General features: G+C 67.2%; 21 protein-coding genes. 15 read left to right on the forward strand and 6 right to left on the reverse strand.

Going from position 1 to position 20,319, the window contains the following annotated elements:
* Nucleotides 1-67 precede the first annotated feature (67 nt).
* The 8 genes from ASF00_RS12360 to ASF00_RS12395 all read left to right on the forward strand — a co-directional run bounded on the left by ASF00_RS12360 (nt 68) and on the right by ASF00_RS12395 (nt 10,497).
* Nucleotides 68-2,119 (forward strand): M13 family metallopeptidase, encoded by a 2,052-nt coding sequence (locus ASF00_RS12360; RefSeq protein ID WP_055879379.1) that lies wholly within the window; start codon nt 68-70, stop codon nt 2,117-2,119.
* Between the two features lie 267 nt (nt 2,120-2,386).
* The gene (locus ASF00_RS12365) at nt 2,387-4,789 is read left to right on the forward strand and encodes a hybrid sensor histidine kinase/response regulator (RefSeq protein ID WP_055879382.1); all 2,403 of its coding nucleotides are present in this window, start codon (nt 2,387-2,389) and stop codon (nt 4,787-4,789) included.
* A gap of 21 nt (nt 4,790-4,810) precedes the next feature.
* Nucleotides 4,811-5,161, forward strand: coding sequence for a response regulator (locus ASF00_RS12370; RefSeq protein ID WP_055879385.1), 351 nt, complete (start codon nt 4,811-4,813; stop codon nt 5,159-5,161).
* A 194-nt stretch (nt 5,162-5,355) separates the two neighbouring features.
* Complete coding sequence (locus tag ASF00_RS12375) at nt 5,356-5,589, forward strand: hypothetical protein (protein ID WP_055879388.1); 234 nt, start codon at nt 5,356-5,358, stop codon at nt 5,587-5,589.
* 82 nt (nt 5,590-5,671) lie between these two features.
* Nucleotides 5,672-7,393, forward strand: coding sequence for a dihydroxy-acid dehydratase (gene ilvD / locus ASF00_RS12380; RefSeq protein ID WP_055879391.1), 1,722 nt, complete (start codon nt 5,672-5,674; stop codon nt 7,391-7,393).
* The gene (locus ASF00_RS12385) at nt 7,374-7,778 is read left to right on the forward strand and encodes a hypothetical protein (RefSeq protein WP_055879393.1); all 405 of its coding nucleotides are present in this window, start codon (nt 7,374-7,376) and stop codon (nt 7,776-7,778) included. Before ilvD ends, ASF00_RS12385 begins: the two co-directional genes overlap by 20 nt.
* A complete protein-coding gene (locus ASF00_RS12390; RefSeq protein ID WP_055879396.1) occupies nt 7,775-9,283 on the forward strand; it encodes a bifunctional ADP-dependent NAD(P)H-hydrate dehydratase/NAD(P)H-hydrate epimerase in 1,509 nt (502 codons plus the stop codon). Before ASF00_RS12385 ends, ASF00_RS12390 begins: the two co-directional genes overlap by 4 nt.
* A complete protein-coding gene (locus ASF00_RS12395) occupies nt 9,280-10,497 on the forward strand; it encodes a class I SAM-dependent RNA methyltransferase (protein WP_055880469.1) in 1,218 nt (405 codons plus the stop codon). Before ASF00_RS12390 ends, ASF00_RS12395 begins: the two co-directional genes overlap by 4 nt.
* Before the next feature lie 55 nt (nt 10,498-10,552).
* Here ASF00_RS12395 and truA read toward each other — a convergent pair whose 3' ends face one another.
* Both truA and fmt read right to left on the reverse strand, forming a co-directional pair.
* Nucleotides 10,553-11,311 carry a tRNA pseudouridine(38-40) synthase TruA gene (gene truA, locus ASF00_RS12400; protein ID WP_055879399.1) on the reverse strand — a complete coding sequence of 253 codons (759 nt, stop codon included), beginning with the start codon at nt 11,309-11,311 and terminating at the stop codon, nt 10,553-10,555.
* Complete coding sequence (fmt, locus tag ASF00_RS12405) at nt 11,308-12,234, reverse strand: methionyl-tRNA formyltransferase (protein ID WP_055879404.1); 927 nt, start codon at nt 12,232-12,234, stop codon at nt 11,308-11,310. The genes truA and fmt overlap by 4 nt, the downstream gene beginning before the upstream one ends.
* A gap of 53 nt (nt 12,235-12,287) precedes the next feature.
* Here fmt and recR point away from each other — a divergent pair, with 53 nt between their 5' ends.
* From recR to rmuC, 3 genes are all read left to right on the forward strand, one after another.
* Nucleotides 12,288-12,884, forward strand: coding sequence for a recombination mediator RecR (gene recR / locus ASF00_RS12410; RefSeq protein ID WP_055879407.1), 597 nt, complete (start codon nt 12,288-12,290; stop codon nt 12,882-12,884).
* 58 nt (nt 12,885-12,942) lie between these two features.
* The gene (gene def, locus ASF00_RS12415; protein ID WP_055879411.1) at nt 12,943-13,467 is read left to right on the forward strand and encodes a peptide deformylase; all 525 of its coding nucleotides are present in this window, start codon (nt 12,943-12,945) and stop codon (nt 13,465-13,467) included.
* A 469-nt stretch (nt 13,468-13,936) separates the two neighbouring features.
* Entirely contained in the window at nt 13,937-15,388 is a 1,452-nt protein-coding gene (gene rmuC / locus ASF00_RS12420) for a DNA recombination protein RmuC (RefSeq protein ID WP_055879415.1), read from the forward strand.
* 398 nt (nt 15,389-15,786) lie between these two features.
* Here rmuC and rplI read toward each other — a convergent pair whose 3' ends face one another.
* The 4 genes from rplI to ASF00_RS12440 form a co-directional block, all read right to left on the reverse strand.
* The gene (gene rplI, locus ASF00_RS12425) at nt 15,787-16,383 is read right to left on the reverse strand and encodes a 50S ribosomal protein L9 (RefSeq protein WP_055879418.1); all 597 of its coding nucleotides are present in this window, start codon (nt 16,381-16,383) and stop codon (nt 15,787-15,789) included.
* 11 nt (nt 16,384-16,394) lie between these two features.
* Nucleotides 16,395-16,619, reverse strand: a complete 225-nt coding sequence (gene rpsR, locus ASF00_RS12430; protein WP_031393978.1) for a 30S ribosomal protein S18 — start codon at nt 16,617-16,619, stop codon at nt 16,395-16,397.
* Between the two features lie 2 nt (nt 16,620-16,621).
* Nucleotides 16,622-17,056, reverse strand: coding sequence for a 30S ribosomal protein S6 (gene rpsF / locus ASF00_RS12435; RefSeq protein ID WP_055879421.1), 435 nt, complete (start codon nt 17,054-17,056; stop codon nt 16,622-16,624).
* Nucleotides 17,057-17,210: 154 nt separating this feature from the next.
* Nucleotides 17,211-17,570, reverse strand: a complete 360-nt coding sequence (locus ASF00_RS12440) for an RcnB family protein (RefSeq protein ID WP_055879429.1) — start codon at nt 17,568-17,570, stop codon at nt 17,211-17,213.
* A 194-nt stretch (nt 17,571-17,764) separates the two neighbouring features.
* Between ASF00_RS12440 and fabD the strand changes: the two genes are divergently transcribed.
* From fabD to ASF00_RS12460, 4 genes are all read left to right on the forward strand, one after another.
* Nucleotides 17,765-18,724, forward strand: a complete 960-nt coding sequence (fabD, locus tag ASF00_RS12445) for an ACP S-malonyltransferase (protein WP_055879433.1) — start codon at nt 17,765-17,767, stop codon at nt 18,722-18,724.
* A 33-nt stretch (nt 18,725-18,757) separates the two neighbouring features.
* Nucleotides 18,758-19,180, forward strand: coding sequence for a GxxExxY protein (locus ASF00_RS12450; protein WP_055879436.1), 423 nt, complete (start codon nt 18,758-18,760; stop codon nt 19,178-19,180).
* A 14-nt stretch (nt 19,181-19,194) separates the two neighbouring features.
* Nucleotides 19,195-19,932 carry a 3-oxoacyl-[acyl-carrier-protein] reductase gene (gene fabG, locus ASF00_RS12455; RefSeq protein ID WP_055879439.1) on the forward strand — a complete coding sequence of 246 codons (738 nt, stop codon included), beginning with the start codon at nt 19,195-19,197 and terminating at the stop codon, nt 19,930-19,932.
* Nucleotides 19,933-20,009: 77 nt separating this feature from the next.
* Nucleotides 20,010-20,246, forward strand: a complete 237-nt coding sequence (locus tag ASF00_RS12460; RefSeq protein ID WP_031393971.1) for an acyl carrier protein — start codon at nt 20,010-20,012, stop codon at nt 20,244-20,246.
* Nucleotides 20,247-20,319: the final 73 nt, after the last annotated feature.

A 20,319-nucleotide genomic window follows, 5' to 3' on the forward strand; every position in this document is an offset into this window, starting at 1 on the left:
TGGACCCCGGCCTTCGCCGGGGAGGTCGTGGTGGTGGTATGTGCCAACGAAATTCTAGGAGAACCCCATGAAGTCCTTCCTCGTCGCCGGCCTACTGGCCGCAACCGCCATCACCGGCGTCACCGCCGCCATTTCGCAAACCACCGAGCCCACGCCGCCCGCCGCCGCTCCAGCCCCGACCGGCGCGCAATATGGAACGTTCGGCTTCGACGAGAAGGGCATGGACAAGACCGTCCAGCCCGGCGACGACTTCTACACTTTCGCCAACGGCAACTGGTCGAAGGCCAACCCGATCCCCGCCGACAAGTCGAACTACGGCTCGTTCAACCTCCTGTCCGACCTGTCCGAGACGCGCACCCGCGGGATCCTCGACACCGCCGCGAAGGACAAGAGCTCGAAGATCGGCCGCGCCTATGCGACGTTCCTCGACACCGGCACGATCGAGGCCAAGGGCCTCGCCCCGATCCGTCCCTGGCTCAAGAAGATCGCCGCGCTCACCGACCGCGCCGGCTACCCGGCCCTGCTCGCCGAGGCAGGCCGCGCCGGCATCGGCGGCCCGTTCGGCGGCGGCGTCGGGCAGGACGACAAGCTGCCCGAGCAATATGCGCTCTCGCTCGGCCAGTCCGGGCTAGGCCTCCCCGACCGCGACTATTACCTCAGCACCGACGCGAAGCTGGTCGAGGCGCGCACCGCCTACCGCGCGCACATCGCCAAGATGCTGACGCTCGCAGGCGAACCCAATGCCGAGGCGCGCGCCACCGCGTTGCTGGCGTTCGAAACCGAGATCGCCAAGGTCAGCTGGACCCGCGTCGACAGCCGCGACGCCACCAAGACCTATAACAAGATGACCGTCGCAGAGCTCGCCAAGCGCGCCCCCGGCTTCGACTTCGCGGGCTATTTCAAGGGCATCGGCACGCCCGTCGCGACCGTCATCGTCGCGCAGCCCTCGGCGATCACCGGCATCGCCAAGCTCGTCTCGACTGCGCCGCTCGGCGTGCTCAAGGATCAGCTGATGCTCCGCTCGCTCGACGGCTATGCGGACGTGCTGCCCAAGGCGTTCGACGCCGAGCAGTTCGCCTTCTACGGCACCGTCCTCGGCGGCACGCCCGAGCAGGAGGCACGCTGGAAGCGCGGCGTCCAGTTCACCTCCGGCGCGCTCGATGACGAGGTCAGCAAGCTCTACGTCGCACAATATTTCCCGCCCGAGACGAAGGCCGCGGCCGACAAGCTTGTCAAGAACGTGCTGGCCGCGATGGGCCGCCGGATCGACAAGCTCGAATGGATGGCGCCCGAGACGAAGGTCAAGGCACACGCCAAGCTCGCCGCGTTCACGCCCAAGATCGGCTATCCCAGCCAGTGGAAGGATTTCTCTGGCCTGGAGATCACGAGCGGCGACGCGTTCGGCAACGAATGGCGCGCCAACGAATGGCAGCATCAGGACAATATCGCCAAGCTCGGCAAGCCCTTGCAGCGCTGGGAATGGGGCATGACGCCGATGACGGTGAACGCCTATGCCAATTTCGGCATGGTCGAGATCGTCTTCCCCGCCGCGATCCTGCAGCCGCCGTTCTTCGATCCGAAGGCGGACGATGCGGTCAATTACGGCGGCATCGGCGCGGTGATCGGTCACGAGTTGAGCCATCATTTCGACGATCAGGGCTCGAAATACGATGCCAAGGGCCAGCTCACCGACTGGTGGACGCCCAAGGACATCGCCGGCTTCCAGGCGCTCACCGGCAAGCTCGGCGCGCAATATGATGCCTACGAGCCGCTGCCCGGCATGCACGTGAAGGGCCAGCTGACGATGGGCGAGAACATCGCCGATCTCGCCGGCCTTACCGTCGCCTACGACGCCTACCACACCGCGCTCGGCGGCAAGGCGGCGCCCGTGCTCGACGGCTTTACCGGCGACCAGCGCTTCTATCTCGGGTGGGCGCAGGTCTGGCGTCGCAACTACCGCGAAGCCAATCTTCGCAACCGCTTGCTGACCGACCCGCACTCGCCGTCGCAGCAGCGCGCCTGGGTCGTGCGCAACCTCGACCCCTGGTATGCCGCGTACAAGCCGACCCCGGGGCAGAAGCTCTACCTGACGCCCGAGCAGCGCGTCCGGATCTGGTAAACGGTACGCCTCTGGTTCCCCGGCGAAGGCCGGGGAACGCGGGGGCAGGTATCGTCGCATCCACCCCGGCGAAGGCCGGGGCCCAATTGGGGAACGTCGCGAACGACGGGTGCGCTCGGTTACAACGACCTCGCCAATTGAGCCCCGGCCTTCGCCGGGGTGGTGCCGTTCCGCGGGACGAGCCACGGGGTGCCATCGCGAAAGCCGCCCCCGGCAATCACGCATCGCGCTTGACGCCCAGCCCCGGTTGAGCGGAAGACCGTCCCGATGGCATCGATCGCTTTACCCACCCCCGTCCGCAACGCAGCGTTGGTCGCTGCCGTCTCGGGCATCGCTGCCGCCGCTATCGTGCTGCTGCTGGTCGGCAGCTGGATCGTCGCCGCCGGTTTCTTCGCCGCCGCCATTATCGTCATCGGCGCGCTGATCGCCTGGCGCCTCCTCAATCCGGTCACGAAGGACGCGTCGCGCCCGGTCGACTGGGACCTCACCCGGACGGTCGCCGAAGCCGGCACCGACGCGCTCGCGATCACCGACCGCGCCGGCCGCCTCGTCTGCGCGAACGACGCGTATGAGGCGCTGTTCGCAGGTTTCCCAACACCCCCCGGCCTCCCGCTCGACGACGCGGGCACCGCAGCGCTCGCGGCTGCCGGCCGTGCCGCCTGGCGCGACGGCAGCGCGCAGGTCGACCGGCTCGCCGCGCGCGACATCGCCCTGTCCGCACAGATCGCGCGGGCCGGCGACGATGCGGACATGCTCGTCTGGCGCTTCGTCACCGCGCAGGACCACGATCTCGCGGAAACGCTCGCCGCTCTGCTCACGGGCCCGACCGGCGACCGGCTCGGCGGCAGCGGCATCATGGCCGCACTGCTCTCGCCCGACGGCCGGGTCCGCACCGCCAACCGCGTGCTCAGGGCGCGCGCGTGCGGTGACGAATATGACGCGATCGAAGGCCGCGACTTCGCGCGCTTCCTCATCACCGACAGCCGGGGCCTCGTCCGCTTCGAACGCGAAGGCCTCGAGGGCACGCCGCTGCGCGTCCTCCAGATCCCGTTCCTCGACGGCGACGACGCGCCCGTGCTGGTCGCATTGCTCGACGACGAGGAGGACGCGCCCGCGCTCGGCGCCAGTGCCTCGGCGCATGTCCGCAGCCTGGTCAGCATGATGCCGTTCGGCATGGCGCTGGTTGATCGCGACGGCCGATTCCTTCAGATGAACGATTCGTTCCTGCGTGCGGCGGGCGTCAATGCGGTCGCGCCGCCGCTCTATCCCGGCGATCTCGTCGTCCGCGAGGACAAGGCCGCCGTCGCCGACGCGATCCGCAAATTCGCCGGCGGCGCGACGCACTCGACCGACATGGCCGTCCGTCTCAAGGATCATCCCGACGAGCCGGTCGCACTCACCATCGCGGGCGCGCGCGGCCTCGGCGATGCGGCGGTGCTGCTCAGCCTCAAGGACAATAGCGAGGAAAGCCGCCTCAAGCGCGAAGTCGCCCAGGCCACCAAGATGCAGGCGGTCGGCCAGCTCGCCGGCGGCGTCGCGCATGATTTCAACAACATCCTGACCGCGATCATCGGGCATTGCGACCTGATGCTGATGCGCCATTCGCCCGGCGACAGCGACTATGACGACATCCAGCAGGTCCGCACCAACTCCAACCGCGCCGCCAGCCTGACGCGCCAGCTGCTCGCCTTCTCGCGCCAGCAGACGCTGCGCCCGCAAATCCTGCAGCTCCCCGACGTCGTCTCCGAAGTCTCGAACCTGCTCAAACGGCTGATGGGCGAGACCGTCCGCCTCGACATGACCCACGGCCGCAATCTCGGCCCGGTCCGCGCCGATCCCGGCCAGCTCGAACAGGTCGTCGTCAACCTCGCGGTCAACGCGCGCGACGCGATCGTCTCGGCGAATGCGCGCGGCGGCGGCGTGCTCACCATCACCACGCGCGCGGTGCCCGCGTCCGAAGTGCGCGAGATGGCGTCGGATATCCTGCCCGTCGCCGATTATACCGCGCTGATCGTGCAGGACACCGGCACCGGCATCCCCCCCGACGTGCTGCCCAAGATCTTCGAACCCTTCTTCACCACCAAGGAATTCGGCAAGGGCACCGGCCTCGGCCTCTCGACCGTCTACGGCATCGTCAAACAGTCCGGCGGTTACATCTTCGCCGAGAGCAAGCCGGGGCAGGGCGCGACCTTCTCGATGTACCTGCCGGTGCACTCCGCGCCTGCTGCCACGCGCCCGGCGGTTCTCAAGCCGACGCCCAAGCCCGTCGACCTCTGGGGCACCGGCACAATCCTGCTGGTCGAGGACGAGGACATGGTCCGCGCCGTCGCCGAACGCGCGCTGGTGCGGCAGGGCTACACCGTGCTCACCGCCGAAAATGGCGAAGTCGCGCTCGAGGTGCTCGCAAAGCACGGCCGTCCCGACCTGCTGATCAGCGACGTCGTCATGCCGCAGATGGATGGCCCGACGATGGTGCGGCATGCGCGCGAGAGCTATCCCGACCTGCCGATCCTGTTCATGTCGGGCTATGCCGAGGAGCAATTGCGCCGCTCGATCGATCTCGACAACGTCGCATTCCTGCCCAAGCCCTTCTCGGTCCAGGAACTCGCCGAAGCGGCACGAGACGTGCTCGCGACGCGCCGACACGAACAAGATGTTGGCAAGTCGTAACAATCCCGACTATGGCAGGGGATGACCGTTTCCCAGCAGATCCTCATCGTCGAGGACGAACCGTTGATCGCCATGATGCTTGAGGATTTCCTGGAGGTGCTCGACAAGGGCGTCGCCGGGTCCGTCGACACCGTCGCGGACGCGCTCAAGCGGATCGAGGAAGGCGGCGTCGACGGCGCGATCCTCGACGTGAACCTGCGCGGCGGCGAAAAGAGCACCGCGGTTGCCGAGGCACTCGCAGCCAAGGGCGTCCCCTTCGTGTTCGCCACCGGCGGCGGGGACGACGGCGTCGCCCCCGAATTCCGCGACCGCCCGCGGCTGCAAAAGCCCTTCACGATGGACGGCGTGGCAAAGGCGCTCGAGGCGCTCTGATCGCCACGGCTGGAGCGGTACGAACCCTATCGTCATCCTGACGAAAGTCGGGATCAAGATCCAAAAGACGTCGTCAGCGGTAACTCTGTCCACTGACGTTCTTCAGGATACCCGGCGCTGACGGGCAGGGCGCGCTTGCACAAATCGGCCCCGAACGGCACGATCCGTTTCATGCCTCCACCCCACCTCAACTGATGCGCGTGACGGGCGCACGACCGATCACGCTCCTGTGCGTAGTGTCGGCATTGAGTGTCGGCTACGGTTTGGGCGGCATGGGCGTCGCCGTCGCGGTCGGCATCCTGTCGCTTCCCGCGCTTGCCTGGGCTTACGACAACGCAAGCGGGACGTTTCTGGTGCTCGCGACGGTCCTCGTGCTCACGGTCGGTATCATGGTCCTCCTGATCGCACTCATGGCGTTGACGCGGTAAATCGCAGCCCCCCGGTAAATCGCAGGTTCGGTGTCGCAACTCTCTTGCGCAAATACCCCCTCCCGCGACATAGGCGTTCGCCATGACCCGCCCATTCGATAAATCACGCCTGCCGAGCCGCCACGTCTCCGTCGGTCCCGAACGCGCCCCGCACCGCAGCTATTACTATGCGATGGGCCTCGACGAGGAGCAGATCGCGCGCCCGTTCGTCGCGCTTGCGTCCGCCGGCAACAACTCCGCACCCTGCAACACGACGCTCGACGCGCAGGCCGATGCCGCGCAGGCCGGCGTCATCCAGGGCGGCGGCATGCCGCGCCGGTTCAACACGATCACCGTGACCGACGGCATCGCGATGGGCCATCAGGGGATGAAGGCCAGCCTCGTCAGCCGCGAAGTCATCGCCGATTCGGTCGAGCTCTCGGTCCGCGGCCATTGCTACGACGCGCTCGTCGGCTTTGCCGGCTGCGACAAGTCGCTGCCGGGCATGATGATGGCGATGCTCCGGCTCAATATCCCCTCCGTCTTTGTCTATGGCGGCTCGATCCTGCCCGGCCGCTATCAGGAGCGCGACGTCACCGTTGTCGACGTGTTCGAGATCGTCGGCAAATATGCGGCGGGCGCCTGCCCGCTGTCCGAGGTCCACGCGCTCGAGAAGGTCGCATGCCCCGGCCACGGCGCCTGCGGTGGCCAGTACACCGCCAACACGATGGCTTGCGTTGCCGAGGCGATCGGTTTGTCGATCCCGAACAGCAATATGGTGCCTGCACCCTACACGACTCGCGAACAGATCGCGGTCGCGGCCGGCGCGCAGGTCATGGAGTGCCTTGCCGACAACATCCGCCCGCGCGACATCTGCACGCGGGAGGCATTCATCAACGCCGCACGCGTCGTCGCCGCGACCGGTGGCTCGACCAACGCCGCGCTGCATTTGCCCGCAATGGCGTCCGAAGCCGGCATCGAGTTCGACCTGTTCGACGTCGCCGAAATTTTCAAGACGACGCCCTACATCGCCGATCTCAAGCCCGGCGGGAAATATGTCGCCAAGGACATGTACGAGGCCGGCGGTGTCTACATGCTGATGAAGACCATGCTCGCGGGCGGCTTCCTCGACGGCAACTGCCTGACGGTGACGGGCAAGACGCTCGGCGAGAACATCGACCAGGTGACGTGGAACCCCGACCAGAAGGTCATCTACGACATCAACACCCCGCTGACTCCCACCGGCGGCGTTGTCGGCCTGCGCGGCAGTCTCGCCCCCGACGGCGCGATCGTGAAGGTTGCGGGCATGCATCGTCTCCAGTTCAGTGGCCCGGCACGCGTGTTCGATTGCGAGGAGGACACGTTCGCGGCGGTCGAGAACCGCGAGATCAACGAAGGCGAGGTCATCGTCATCCGCTACGAAGGACCCAAGGGCGGCCCCGGCATGCGGGAGATGCTGTCGACCACCGCCGCGCTCTACGGCCTCGGCATGGGTGAGAGCGTCGCGCTGATCACCGACGGCCGTTTCTCCGGTGGCACGCGCGGCTTCTGCATCGGCCATGTCGGCCCCGAAGCCGCGGACGGTGGCCCGATCGCGCTGGTCGAGAATGGCGACATCATCCATATCGACGCCGAGGCGGGCACGATCGATCTCGACGTCCCCGAGGATGTCATGGCGGCCCGCCGCGCCGCCTGGGTACCGCGCACCAACGATTACGGGTCGGGTGCACTCTGGCGCTATGCGAAGACCGTCGGCCCCGCGTACAAGGGCGCGGTCACGCATCCAGGAGCCGCAGCCGAAACCCATGTCTACGCGGATATCTAAGCCGGTACGGCTCGCGGTGCTGCTTTCGCTCCCGCTCGCGGCGTGCGGGCAGGAGCAGCCGACCGGTACGCAAGCCGGAACGCAGCAGCGCAGCGAAACCGCGAGCGACAGCCGTATCGCGTGCGCGCGGGGCGACGCGCCGTTTGCGTCGATCTGCACGGTCGAGCAGGCGCAGGGCAAGGACGGGCTGATCCTGACGATCCGCCACCCCGATGGCGCGTTCCGGCGGCTGCTCGTCACGCAGGACGGGCGCGGGGTGATTGCGGCAGACGGCGCCGAGGCCGCGACGGTCACGATCACCGCGGCCAACAAGATCGAGGTCGCCTTGGGCGGCGAGCGCTATCGCCTGCCGGCTACGGTCAAGGGTGCGAACAAGCCCTCATGATCGCGATCGAGGGCGAGTCGATCCTGACCGCCGCCGAAATGCGCGCGGCGGAAGAGGTGGTGATCGCGACCGGCGTCTCGGTCGAAACGCTGATGGAGCGCGCCGGCACCGCGATCGCGCACGCGGTCCGCCGCCTGTCGGAGGCGAACGAAATCCTGATCCTGTGCGGCCCCGGCAACAATGGCGGCGACGGTTATGTCGCCGCGCGCGTGCTGGCCGAGATGGGGGCGATGGTCCGCGTCGCGGCGCTGTCGGAACCCAAGACGGATGCGGCGAGGGCGGCGCGGGCTGCGTGGCGCGGCCCGGTCGAACGGCTCGGGGAGGCCGAGCCTGCACCGGTCCTTGTCGACGCCCTGTTCGGAACCGGCCTGACCCGCCCACTCGATGCGACCGAGGCCCCGAGCCGAGCTTCCAACCCGGATTGTTCCCCCGCGGACGCGGGGGCGCAGCTAAGTTTCAACGGCGCACCTGACGGCCTATCCTGTTCCCCCGCGTCCGCGGGGGAACAGCCTGTTGTTGAATGCCTCCGTCTTCTCGCCACCGCCGCGCAACTGACTATCGCCGTCGACCTCCCCAGCGGGCTCGCCACCGACTCCGGCCGCGTTCTCAGCACACCCCCCGTCTTCACGCTCACGCTGGCCCTCTGCGCGGTGAAGCCCGCGCATCTCCTCCAGCCCGCTGCGCGCTACTGCGGCCAGATCCGCCTGCTCGACATCGGCGTCACCGCGACCAGCCAGGCCGAAGTCCTGCCCACCCCAATCCTCCCGACTCCCGGCCCCGACTCGCACAAATACACCCGCGGCATGGTCGCCATCATTGCCGGCACCATGTCCGGCGCCGCCGACCTCGCAGCCCTCGCCGCGATGCGCGCGGGCGCGGGCTACGTCACGCTGGTCGGCGATAGCCAAGGGCCGCCCCACGCGCTCGTCCGCACACCGTTCTCAACCGACGCCCTCGCCAACGACCGCATCGGCGCGCTCGTCATCGGCCCCGGCCTCGGCCGCGACGACACCGGCAGGACCCGCCTCGACGCCGCGCTGAGCGCGGGTCATCCGCTCATTATCGACGGCGACGCGCTCCGCCTGATCGACCCCGACCGGATCAAGGCGCTTAACGTCCCCGTCATCCTCACCCCGCACGCAGGCGAGTTCGACGCGCTCTTCGGCAAGTCCGATGCCGACAAGATCACCCGCGCCCGCGACGCCGCCACCCGTGCGAACGCAGTCGTCGTCTTCAAGGGCGCCGACACCGTAATCGCCGCGCCCGACGGCCGCGTCCGCATCGCGCAGGGCGCCAGCGACTGGCTCTCGACCGCGGGCACCGGCGACGTGCTCGCCGGAGCGATCGGCGCCATGTTAGCGATGGGGCTCGCCGCAGGGCTCGATCCGCTCGATGCCGCCGGCGCCGGCGTGTGGCTCCACGGTGACGCCGCCCGCCGATTGGGCGCAGCATTTATCGCCGACGACTTGGCGGACGCGCTGCGGTGCGCCAGAGCGGCGCTATGACTTCTGAATCCACTATCGACACCATCATCCGCGTCGCGGCGCGCGGCGACGGGATCACCGCCGACGGCCGCCACGCGCCGCTATCGGCCCCCGGCGACACGCTCGCCGCTGACGGCACCGTCACCCCCGGACCGCATCACCAGACGCCGCCCTGCGTCCATTTTCCGACCTGCGGCGGCTGCCAGCTTCAGCATCTCGACGACCAGAGCTATGCCGCGTTCGTCACCGACCGGATCGCCTCCGCGCTCGACGGGCAGGACCTGTCGTCCCCGATCCGCACCCCGCACATCTCGCCCGTCCGCAGCCGCCGCCGCGCGACGCTCCATGCCGACGGCAAGGGCGGCAAGATCACGCTCGGCTTCACCGCCGAGAAGGCGCACACGATCGTCGACATCAAGGAATGCTGGATCCTCGATCCGCGCCTGTTCGCGCTCGTCCAGCCGCTCCGCCAGCTGCTGAGGCGCCTGAACTTCCGCCGCCGCGCCGATATCCACCTGACGCTCGCCGACCAGGGCGCGGACATCCTGATCACCGGGTTCGCCCCCGAAGGCCTCGCGGCCGCCGAAGCGCTCACCAAATTCTGTGAAGACCACAAAATCGCGCGCGTCGCGTTCGACGACGGTCTCGGCCCCGAGACGCGCTGGGAGCCTGACGCGGTCACGATCACACTCGGCGGCGTCCCCGTGCCGCTGCCCCCCGCCTCGTTCCTGCAGGCGACGCCCGATGGCGAGGCCGCGCTGACCGCCGCAGTGCTCGAGGCGATCGGCAAGGCCACCACGGTGGCCGACCTGTTCGCCGGGCTCGGCACCTTCACGATGGCGATCCCCGCCAAGGTCTACGCCGCCGAAGGTGCGCGCGACGCACTCGCCTCGCTGAAGGCCGCCGCGCACAGCACCCAGCGCCCGGTCTACCCAGAGCACCGCGATCTGTATCGCCGCCCGCTGACGGTGGCCGAACTCGATCGCTTCGACGCGGTCGTGATCGATCCACCCCGCTCGGGCGCGCGCGAGCAGGCGACCGCGCTGGCGGACTGCAAGACGCCGGTGATCGCCTACGTCTCGTGCAATCCGGCCACCTTCGCGCGCGATGCGAAGGAGCTGTGCGACGCGGGCTGGCGGATCGACTGGGTCCAGCCGGTCGGCCAGTTCCGCTGGTCGACGCATGTCGAGCTGGCCGCCAAGTTCACGCGACCCGTACCCCAATCGTCATCCTGACGAAAGTCAGGACCCAGAGCCCCGAACGCTGCGCGGCGTAACTCTGGGTCCCGGATCAAGTCCGGGATGACGGGGGCGGGTAAACGGCACTCACGAAGAACAACCCGTCGGGCGGTGCATTCAGCCCCAGCATCGCCCGATCCTTCGCCGCCAGCGCCCTGGCCACGTCGCCGACCGCCCAGCGGCCCATCCCGACCAACGCCAGGCACCCGACCATCGACCGCACCTGATGATGCAGGAACGACCGCGCCGCCGCGTAGATAAACAGCCGCTCGCCCTCGCGCACGATATCGAGCCGGTCGAGCGTCCGCACCGGACTGTCCGCCTGGCAATGCGCCGACCGAAACGTCGTGAAGTCATGCCGCCCGACGAGCGCCTGCGCCGCCGCCGCCATCGCCTCCGCATCCAAAGGCTGCGGCACCTGCCACGCCAACCCCGCCTCGAAACTCAGCGGCGCCCGCCGGTTGACGATCCGGTACTCGTAGGACCGCCCGACGCACGAAAACCGCGCATGCCAATCGTCGTCGACCACCTCGCACGCCAGCACCGAAACCGGCGCCGGCTTAACCAGCGCATTCAGCCCCTCCATCAACCGAAACGCCGCGAGTGGCTTCTCGATATCGACATGCGCGCGCATCGCCATCCCGTGCACCCCCGCATCGGTCCGCCCCGCCGCCTGCACCGCGGCGGTCTCGCCGGTCATCTTGAGTACCGCCGCCTCGAGTGCGGCCTGCACGCTCGGCCCGTGCTTCTGCCGCTGCCAGCCCATGAACGGCCGGCCATCGAATTCCACCGTCAACGCAAACCGCGTCAAAGCTGCGTCCCCGAGGGAATCGCAAACCCGCGCAGCAGTTCGGTGGCCGAGGTGACGCCGCGCCCGGCCCGCTGCACCAAGGTCGGCCGGATCGCGCCGTCGCCACATCCGATCGTGAGCTCGGCGTTGACCGTAAGCCCTTCGCACCCCAGGAAACTGAACGGCAACACGTCCGCCGCCAGCACCTTCACCCGCTCGCCGGCATGCTCGAACCAGGCCCCCGGCGCCGGGTTCATCGCCCGCACCAACCGCTCGACCTCGGTCGCCGACCGCTCGAAATCGATCCGCGCCTCGGCCTTCTCGATCTTGGCGGCGTAGGTCACGCCGTCGTCAGGCTGCGGTCGGGCAGGGTAGGCGTCGAGATCGCCCAACACCTCGACCATCAGCCGCGCGCCCATCGCCGACAGCTCGGCGGTGAGGTCGCCCGCGGTCTTCCCCGCAACGTCGGTCCGCCCCTCGAGCCGCACCGCCCCGGTATCCAGCCCGGCCTCCATCTGCATGATCCCGACGCCGGTTTCCGCATCGCCCGCAAGGATCGCGCGCTGCACCGGCGCCGCCCCCCGCCACCGCGGCAGCAGCGAGCCGTGCACGTTCAGGCACCCGAACCGCGGCGCATCGAGCACCGCGCGCGGCAGGATCAGGCCATACGCCGCGACCACCGCGACATCCGCCCCCAAAGCCGCAAACGCTTCCCGCGCGGCCAGCCCCTCGGGCAGCGACGCCTTGAACGACACCGGTGTCCGCACTTCGATCCCCAGCGCCTCCGCCCGCATCTGCACCGGCGAGGGCACCAGCTCGCGCCCGCGCCGCCCGCCCGGTCGCGCCGGCTGGCAATAGGCCGCCACCACGTCATGCCCCGCCGCGACGAGGGCTTCCAGCACCGGCACGGCGAAGTCCGGCGTTCCCATGAAGATGATCCGCATGACGCCTCTCGAACACGCTGGCGGGGAGCCGCGCAACCCCCTATCTGTTCCCGATGGCATCCCCCGAGATCGAGGCGCTGACGCAGGCGCTGGCCCGGCTCCCCGGCCTCGGCCCCCGGTCCGCACGTCGCGCCGTGCTGCATCTGCTCAAGAAGCGCGACGCCGCGCTGGGCCCGTTGCGCGAGGCGCTGACCGCGGTCGACGAGCGGCTGGAGAACTGCACCACCTGCGGCAACGTCGATACCACCAACCCCTGCGCGATCTGCGCCGACCCGCGCCGCGACCAGCGGTCTTTGTGCGTGGTCGAGGAGGTCGCCGATCTCTGGGCGCTCGATCGCTCGCGGCTGTTCCCCGGCCGCTTCCACGTGCTGGGCGGTCGGCTGTCCGCGCTCGAGGGCATCCGCCCCGAGGACCTCAGCATCGACGGCCTCGTCCGCCGGATCGAGGCGGGCGGGATCGACGAGGTCGTGCTCGCGATGAACGCCACGCTCGAGGGGCAGACGACCGCGCACTACATCGCCGAGCGGATCGAACGCTTCCCGGTCCGCGTCACGCAACTGGCGCACGGGCTGCCCGTCGGCGGCGAGCTCGATTATCTCGACGAGGGCACGCTCGCGCAGGCGTTGCGCGCGCGCCGGCCGATGGCCTGATTTCCGCGGGTTGCGCCAAGTGCTTGACGGCCCCCCGCGCTGTACTTAGCTGCGCATCATGACCGTAATGACCGTTCTCGAAGTCCCCGATCCCCGCCTGCGCCTCGTCGCCGAGCCGGTGGACACGGTCGACGACTCCATCCGCACGCTCGTCGCCGACATGATCGAGACGATGTACGACTTCAACGGCATCGGCCTGGCCGCGACCCAGGTCGGCGTGCAGAAGCGTGTCCTCGTCATCGACCTTCAGGAAGAGAAGGACGAGGAGGACAAGTCGATCAAGGCGCCCAAGGCGTATATCAACGCCGAGATCCTGTCGGTCAGCGACGAGATGTCGACGTATAACGAAGGCTGCCTCTCGATCCCCGAGCAATATGCCGAGGTCGCCCGCCCGTCGCGCTGCGTCGTCAAGTGGCTCGACGAGACCGGCGCGGCGTTCGAGGAAGAGCTCGACGGCCTGCTCTCGACCTGCATGCAGCACGAGATCGACCATCTCGACGGCGTGCTGTTCATCGACCACATCAGCCGCCTCAAACGCGACATGGTGCTGAAGAAGCTGGCGAAGGCACGCAAGCTGGGGTGAGGGGTGGGTTTGCGCGCGCGGGAGTGACCGCGTGGGTATAAGCCCGCGGGTGTAAGCGTCTTATGGGCGCGTCCGCCCACCCAACACCCAACCACCCCGGCGAAGGCCGGGGCCCAAGTGGGGGACGGTGCTGACAGAGCGCAGTCTTCCGTTACCACGACCTCTCCAATTGGGCCCCGGCCTCCGCCGGGGTGGTACCCATATATTGTGGTAGGCAACGCTCCCATCTAGTTCTCCCGCGAAGGCGGGAGCTCAGGACCACAAACGCCACCGCGTGCGACCCAGCCTACCGCCCCGCGCGAGAGCAAAATATTCAGGCTGTCCTACCCCGCGCGTTCGACGTATGTTCCGCGCATGACGTCTCTATCCGCATCCCAAACCCGCTCGCTGGCGCGCGCATCGTCCCCTCGAAACATGCTGCACCTGCGTCTGCACTTTGTGAACTTCACTCTGGTTTCGGCCGCACAAAATGGCTGAGTTCGCCATCATCGCCGTCCTCGCGCTCGCCGCGGGCGTCCTCCTCGGCTGGCTGCTGGCCTCGCGCCGCGCTTCGGCCCTCGCCAGCGACCTCGCCGTAGCGCGGACCAAGGTCGCCGACGCCGACCTCATCCGCACCGCACGCGACGCGGTCGAGCGCGAGCGCAACGCTGCGATGCAGGATCTCGCCACGCTGCGCGCGCAGAACGCGGAGCGCGCCACCGACACCGATCGCCTCCGCCTCGACCTCGCGACGATCCGCACCGATCGCGACGCCGCGCGCACCGAGATCGCGACGCTCAAGGCGCAGGGCGAGGCGTTCGAGGCGCGCCTGCTCGAACTGCGCGATGCGAAGGACGTCATGGCCGCGCAGTTCGGCGACGTCGCCAACAAGCTGCTGAGCGATGCGCAGAAGACGTTCCTCGACCGCGCCGACGCACGCTTCCGCCAGTCGGAGGAATCCGCCGGGCTGAACCTCAAGTCGATGCTCCAGCCGGTCAGCGATCGCCTGCAACGCTATGAAGAGGGCGTCGCCAAGGTCGAGGCCGAGCGCCGCGACGCGTTTGGCGACCTGAAGGGCCAGATCGAACAGATGCGGCTCGGCCAGGAAAAGGTGTCGACCGAGGCGGCCAAGCTCGTCAATTCCTTGCGCAACGCCCCCAAGTCGCGCGGCCGCTGGGGCGAGCAGCAGCTCAAGAACGTCCTCGAAACCTGCGGCCTCAGCGAACACACCGACTTCCAGACCGAGGTCAGCGTCGCAGTGGGCGATGACGGCGCCAGATTGCGCCCGGACGCGATCATCCGCGTCCCCGGTGGCCGCGCACTGGTCATCGACGCGAAGGTGTCGCTCAACGCCTATCAGGACGCGTTCGGCGCGGTCGACGATGCCGAGCGGCTGATCGGCCTTGCGGCGCATGCGGCGTCGATGCGTGCGCACGTCAACGGCCTCGGCAACAAGGCCTATTGGAGCCAGTTCGCCGACACGCCGGACTATGTGATCATGTTCGTCCCCGGCGAGCATTTCCTATCGGCGGCGCTCGAGCATGATCCGACGCTGTGGGATTTCGCCTTCGAAAAGCGCGTCCTGCTGGCGACGCCGACCAACCTGATCGCGATCGCTCGCACGGTCGCGGCGGTATGGCGGCAGGAGAAGCTCGCCAACGAAGCGCGCAAGATCGGCGAGCTCGGCAAGGAGATGCACGATCGCCTCGCCAAGGTCGCGGACGACTTGCGCAAGGTCGGCGTCGGTCTCAACAGCGCGGTGAAGAACTTCAACGGCTTCACCAATTCCTTCAACGGCCGCCTGATGGTCACTGGCCGCAAGTTTCGCGACCTGAACATCGAAACAGGCGCACGCGACCTGGAAGACGTGTCGTCGGTCGACGCACTGGCGTTAGGTGAGGGACCCGCGCTGATCGAGAAGCCCGAGAGTATTGAGCGCTGATACGGTTATAGAAAACCACCCCGGCGAAGGCCGGGGCCCAATTGGGGACGGTGCCAACTGAGCGCAGGACGTCGTTACATCTGCCATTCCAATTGGGCCCCGGCCTTTGCCGGGGCCGTGGTAGCGAGCGTATATGGTTCCGCAGAAACCGATCGGTACAAAATTCGTTCACCTCCCGGAAACCTTTCCCCAGACCGCGCATTATCCCGGCAACACCCCTCAGAGTGACCCGGCCATGAAGCACCTCGTCCCCATTTTCTGCGCGCTCATTCCCTTCGCAGCGGTCATTGGCGCCTGCGTGACCTGCCCCTGATCCGCATCTCGACTACGCAAAGAAAAAGGCCCGCCCGGATCGCTCCGGGCGGGCCTTTTCGTAGCGGCCAGATAAGGCGAGGGGGTTAGCCCTGCGCCTCGTCCTCCTGGTCGCGCGGGGCTTCGGCGGTGGCGCCGGGCTCTGCGTTCGGATCGTAATCCTCGACGAAGCCAGCCTCGTCACGCTCGAACATCGACGACATAACGTCGACGCCCGAAGCCTGCATCTCCGCCTCTTCCGGCGAGCGGGCGACGTTGACCTTGACGGCCACCGAAACCTCGGGGTGGAGTGCAACCTTGACGGTGTACACGCCGATCGCCTTGATCGGCTTGTCGAGCACGATCGCCGACTTGGCGACCTTGTGACCATCGGCCACCAGCGCATCGACCAGATCGCGAACCGCGACCGAACCGTAGAGCTGACCGGTGTTCGACGCCTGACGGATCAGGGTGATGGTCGTGTCGTTGAAGGTCTTCGCTTCGGTCTCGGCATCGCTGCGACGCGATGCGTTGTCCGATTCGATCCGCGCACGGTTCGATTCGAACACCTTGCGGTTGGCTTCGTTCGAACGAAGCGCCTTCTTGTTCGGGAGAAGGAAGTTACGGGCGTAGCCGTCCTTTACCTTCACCACGTCGCCGATGGCGCCGAGCTTTTCGACGCGCTCAAGCAGAATGACGTCCATGTGGGCGCTCCTTACTTAACGATGTAGGGCAGCAGGCCCAGATGACGCGCACGCTTGATGGCCTGGGCCAGTTCGCGCTGCTTCTTTGCGGCCACCGAAGTGATACGCGACGGGACGATCTTGCCACGCTCGGACACGAAGCCCTGCAGCAACCGGACGTCCTTATAGTCAATCCGGGGAGCGTCTTTGGCGGAGAACGGGCAGCTCTTGCGGCGGCGGAAGAATGGACGTGCCATGATTATTCAGCTCCCTCTTCGCGGTCACGACGGGGACCACGGTCCGGACGATCGCCGCGGTCAGGACGGCCTTCACGGCCACCTTCGCGGTCGCCACGACGCTCACGGTCGCGGTCCGACTTGCGCATCATCACGGTCGGGCCCTCTTCGAGGGTGTCGACCTTGACCGTCATGTAACGGATGATGTCTTCGTTGATCTGCGTCTGGCGCTCCAGCTCTGCGATCACGCTGCCCGGGGCATCGATCTCGAGCATCACATAGTGCGCCTTGCGGTTCTTGGCGATCTTGTACGCCAGCGAACGCAAGCCCCAGTTCTCGGTCTTTACGACCCGACCTTCGTTGTCGTTCACGATCTTGGTGGCGATTTCCGCCAGAGCGTCCACCTGCGCTTGTGCCAGATCCTGGCGCGCAAGGAACACGTGCTCGTAAAGAGCCATGTCTTGTCCTTCGTCTTGGCCGATCGCTGATACACGCCCCATGCGTGCACCCCTCCGGCTGTCGTCTAGAATGCAAACAGGGGCGAGAGACGCGAATCTCCCACCCCGGTTGCAATGGCCTTTACCCGATTATCGGGGAAAGGCAAGGTGGGCGTTACCGGCGAAATGCGCCGCCACGAACCTGCACCACGTTGCCGCGGCCGTTGATCAGGATCGCATCATTGCCCGAGCGGACCCACTGGCTGCCACGCGGCGGGGCGGCGAGGCGATAGTTGCGGTACGTCGTGATCACGCGATAGTTCTGCGCATAGCGGCGATCGAAGCGCTGGCCGGCGCGCCAGTTGCGCTGCTGCGGTGCGCGGACGACCGTCTTCTTGGTGACGACGGTACGGCCGTTGTTGTTCTGACGCACGGTAGTCACTTCGCGGCGCTGCTGCGCTTCGGCCGGAGCAGCAGCGAGCAGCGGGCTGGCGACGAGGGTGGCGGCAAGCGCGCTGAGAATGAACTTCTTCATGATAATCTCCCGTTGAAACACGGCGCCGTTGCTGCGGCGTCCTCCATAATCTGGGGGGCTGTTGTCGCAGGCGCTTGTCGCAAGGGCGGCGAAATGGTCGCAGTTTGTCGCAAACCCGGCGGGTTCGTTCAGGTTCGCGCGGTTGCAACTCGGCCCACACCTTTCTAGTCCGCCCGCTTCAAAGAGGAGAGGTCATGCGCGCGTTCATCTTCCCCGGCCAGGGGAGCCAGTCGGTCGGCATGGGCAAGGCACTCGCCGACGCCAGCAGCATCGCCCGTGACGTCTTCGCCGAAGTCGACGAGGCGCTCGGCCAGCATCTGTTCCGGATGATGAGCGAGGGGCCCGCGGACGACCTGCTCCTCACCGAAAATGCGCAGCCCGCGATCATGGCGAACGCGATCGCCACGTTGCGCGTCGCCGAGAAGGAGGGCGGCATCCGCCTCGCCGACAAGGCCGATTATGTCGCAGGCCATAGCCTTGGCGAATATACCGCCTTGTGTGCCGCGGGCGCGCTCGACCTGTCGACCACCGCGCGGCTGCTCAAGCTGCGTGGCCGCGCGATGCAGGCGGCGGTGCCGGTCGGCGAGGGGGCGATGGCGGCGTTGCTCGGCGCGGATCTGGAGAAGGCGCAGTTGATCGCGGGCGCTGCGGTCGATTCGATCCTTGCCGAGGGCGGGCCCGAGCTCGTGTGCACGGTCGCCAACGACAATGATCCGTCGCAGGTGGTCATCTCAGGCCACCGCCTCGCCATCGAGAAGGCGATCACGCTCGCCAAGGACCTGGGCGCCAAGCGTGCCGTCCTGCTCCCCGTCTCCGCGCCGTTCCACTGCCCACTGATGCAGCCCGCCGCCAACGCGATGGAGGCGGCTTTGCTCGAGGCAGACCTGCGCGCGCCGCTGGTGCCGGTGTTTCCCAATGTCGACGCGGTGGCGGTCGCAGAGCCGGGCGCGATCCGGCACCTGCTGGTGCAGCAGGTGACGGGCATGGTCCGCTGGCGCGAATCGGTGCTGGCGATGCACGCGGCGGGTGTCGGGCAGTTCGTCGAATTCGGTGGCAAGGTGCTCGGCCCGATGGTCAAGCGCATCGCGCCCGACGCCGAGACGCTCAGCGTCATCACGATGGACGACATCGAGGCGTTGGTTAAGGTGCTTTAGATTTCGCGCAGAGGCGCAGAGGACGCAGAACTTATGAAAGATATCGATGCGGTCAGTGGCGACGTTCTCGATGTCGCTCTGCGCCTGCACCGGGATCTGGGGCCGGGGCTTCTCGAAAGCGTCTACGAAGCCGTTCTCGCCGGTCGGTTGTTGGCGATGGGCTACAGCGTTGCGCGGCAACGGGCGATCGATATCGAGTTCGAAGGCTTGCGCTTTGAGGCGGCTTTCCGGCTCGATCTGCTGGTTGACGACCGATTGGTCGTCGAAATCAAATCGGTCGAGCGCCTTCTGCCCGTCCACGCGAAGCAACTGCTGACCTATCTCAGATTGACCAAACAGCCCGTCGGCTTGCTCATCAACTTTGGGGGCGACACCCTGAAAGAGGGCGTTCGCCGTCTCGTCAACAACTACCGCCCCTCTGCGTCCTCCGCGCCTCTGCGCGAACAAATTTCTTGAATCTGGAGATAAAAATGTTCGACCTCACAGGTATGACCGCGCTGGTTACCGGCGCTTCGGGCGGGATCGGGTCCGAGATCGCCAAGGCGCTCGCAGCCCAAGGCGCGCGGTTGGCCGTATCCGGGTCCAACGCCGACAAGCTGGAGGCGTTTCGCGCCGGCGTCGGTGGCGATCATGTGGCGCTGCCGTGCAACCTGTCCGATGGTGCCGCGGTCGATGCGCTCGTGCCGCAGGCGGTCGCGGCGCTTGGGAAGATCGACATCCTCGTCAACAATGCCGGCGTCACGCGCGACAATCTCGCGATGCGGATGAAGGACGAGGAGTGGGACAGCGTCATCCGCGTCAACCTCGAAGCCGCGTTCCGCCTCATGCGCGCCGCCGCCAAGCCGATGATGAAGGCGCGCTTCGGCCGCATGATCTCGGTCACCTCCATCGTCGGCGTAACGGGCAATCCGGGGCAGGCGAACTATGCAGCGTCGAAGGCGGGGCTGATCGGCATGTCGAAGTCGATGGCGCAGGAACTCGCCAGCCGCGGGATCACCGTCAATTGTGTGGCACCCGGTTTCATCACCTCGCCGATGACCGACGCGCTGCCCGAGGCGCAGAAGACCGCGCTGACGACGAAGATTCCGGCTGGTCGCCTCGGCGAAGGCGCAGACATCGGCGCCGCCGTCGTGTATCTCGCAAGCCGCGAAGCCGGCTACGTCACGGGACAAACCGTGCACGTGAACGGCGGGATGGCGATGATCTGAACTTGCGCGCTGAACTGCCGCGTTCTAGGTGCGTTCAGGAAATACCGAAAACCCCCAGATTTGAAGAGGGAACTACCATGAGCGAGACCGCTGACCGCGTGAAGAAAATCGTCGTCGAGCATCTCGGCGTCGAAGCCGACAAGGTGACCGAGGACGCGAGCTTCATCGACGACCTGGGCGCAGACAGCCTCGACATCGTCGAACTCGTCATGGCGTTCGAGGAAGAATTCGGTGTCGAAATCCCCGATGACGCCGCCGAGAAGATCGCGACCGTCAAGGATGCGATCACGTACATCGACGAGCACAAGGCCTGATCAGGGTCTAAGGTCCATTACATTGGACCTGCCCCGATGGGTATGATTTGAACGGCTCCCCGTCCTTGGGCAA

The sequence above is a fragment of the Sphingomonas sp. Leaf34 genome (genome assembly GCF_001421805.1).
GTDB lineage: Bacteria > Pseudomonadota > Alphaproteobacteria > Sphingomonadales > Sphingomonadaceae > Sphingomonas.

Coding starts and splice junctions, on each gene's coding strand:
- ASF00_RS12360 (WP_055879379.1), top strand. CDS start 68: ATGAAGTCCTTCCTCGTCGCCGGCCTACTGGCCGCAACCGCCATCACC.
- ASF00_RS12365 (WP_055879382.1), top strand. CDS start 2,387: ATGGCATCGATCGCTTTACCCACCCCCGTCCGCAACGCAGCGTTGGTC.
- ASF00_RS12370 (WP_055879385.1), top strand. CDS start 4,811: ATGACCGTTTCCCAGCAGATCCTCATCGTCGAGGACGAACCGTTGATC.
- ASF00_RS12375 (WP_055879388.1), top strand. CDS start 5,356: ATGCGCGTGACGGGCGCACGACCGATCACGCTCCTGTGCGTAGTGTCG.
- ilvD (WP_055879391.1), top strand. CDS start 5,672: ATGACCCGCCCATTCGATAAATCACGCCTGCCGAGCCGCCACGTCTCC.
- ASF00_RS12385 (WP_055879393.1), top strand. CDS start 7,374: ATGTCTACGCGGATATCTAAGCCGGTACGGCTCGCGGTGCTGCTTTCG.
- ASF00_RS12390 (WP_055879396.1), top strand. CDS start 7,775: ATGATCGCGATCGAGGGCGAGTCGATCCTGACCGCCGCCGAAATGCGC.
- ASF00_RS12395 (WP_055880469.1), top strand. CDS start 9,280: ATGACTTCTGAATCCACTATCGACACCATCATCCGCGTCGCGGCGCGC.
- fmt (WP_055879404.1), bottom strand. CDS start 12,234: ATGCGGATCATCTTCATGGGAACGCCGGACTTCGCCGTGCCGGTGCTG.
- recR (WP_055879407.1), top strand. CDS start 12,288: ATGGCATCCCCCGAGATCGAGGCGCTGACGCAGGCGCTGGCCCGGCTC.
- def (WP_055879411.1), top strand. CDS start 12,943: ATGACCGTAATGACCGTTCTCGAAGTCCCCGATCCCCGCCTGCGCCTC.
- rmuC (WP_055879415.1), top strand. CDS start 13,937: ATGGCTGAGTTCGCCATCATCGCCGTCCTCGCGCTCGCCGCGGGCGTC.
- rplI (WP_055879418.1), bottom strand. CDS start 16,383: ATGGACGTCATTCTGCTTGAGCGCGTCGAAAAGCTCGGCGCCATCGGC.
- rpsR (WP_031393978.1), bottom strand. CDS start 16,619: ATGGCACGTCCATTCTTCCGCCGCCGCAAGAGCTGCCCGTTCTCCGCC.
- rpsF (WP_055879421.1), bottom strand. CDS start 17,056: ATGGCTCTTTACGAGCACGTGTTCCTTGCGCGCCAGGATCTGGCACAA.
- ASF00_RS12440 (WP_055879429.1), bottom strand. CDS start 17,570: ATGAAGAAGTTCATTCTCAGCGCGCTTGCCGCCACCCTCGTCGCCAGC.
- fabD (WP_055879433.1), top strand. CDS start 17,765: ATGCGCGCGTTCATCTTCCCCGGCCAGGGGAGCCAGTCGGTCGGCATG.
- ASF00_RS12450 (WP_055879436.1), top strand. CDS start 18,758: ATGAAAGATATCGATGCGGTCAGTGGCGACGTTCTCGATGTCGCTCTG.
- fabG (WP_055879439.1), top strand. CDS start 19,195: ATGTTCGACCTCACAGGTATGACCGCGCTGGTTACCGGCGCTTCGGGC.
- ASF00_RS12460 (WP_031393971.1), top strand. CDS start 20,010: ATGAGCGAGACCGCTGACCGCGTGAAGAAAATCGTCGTCGAGCATCTC.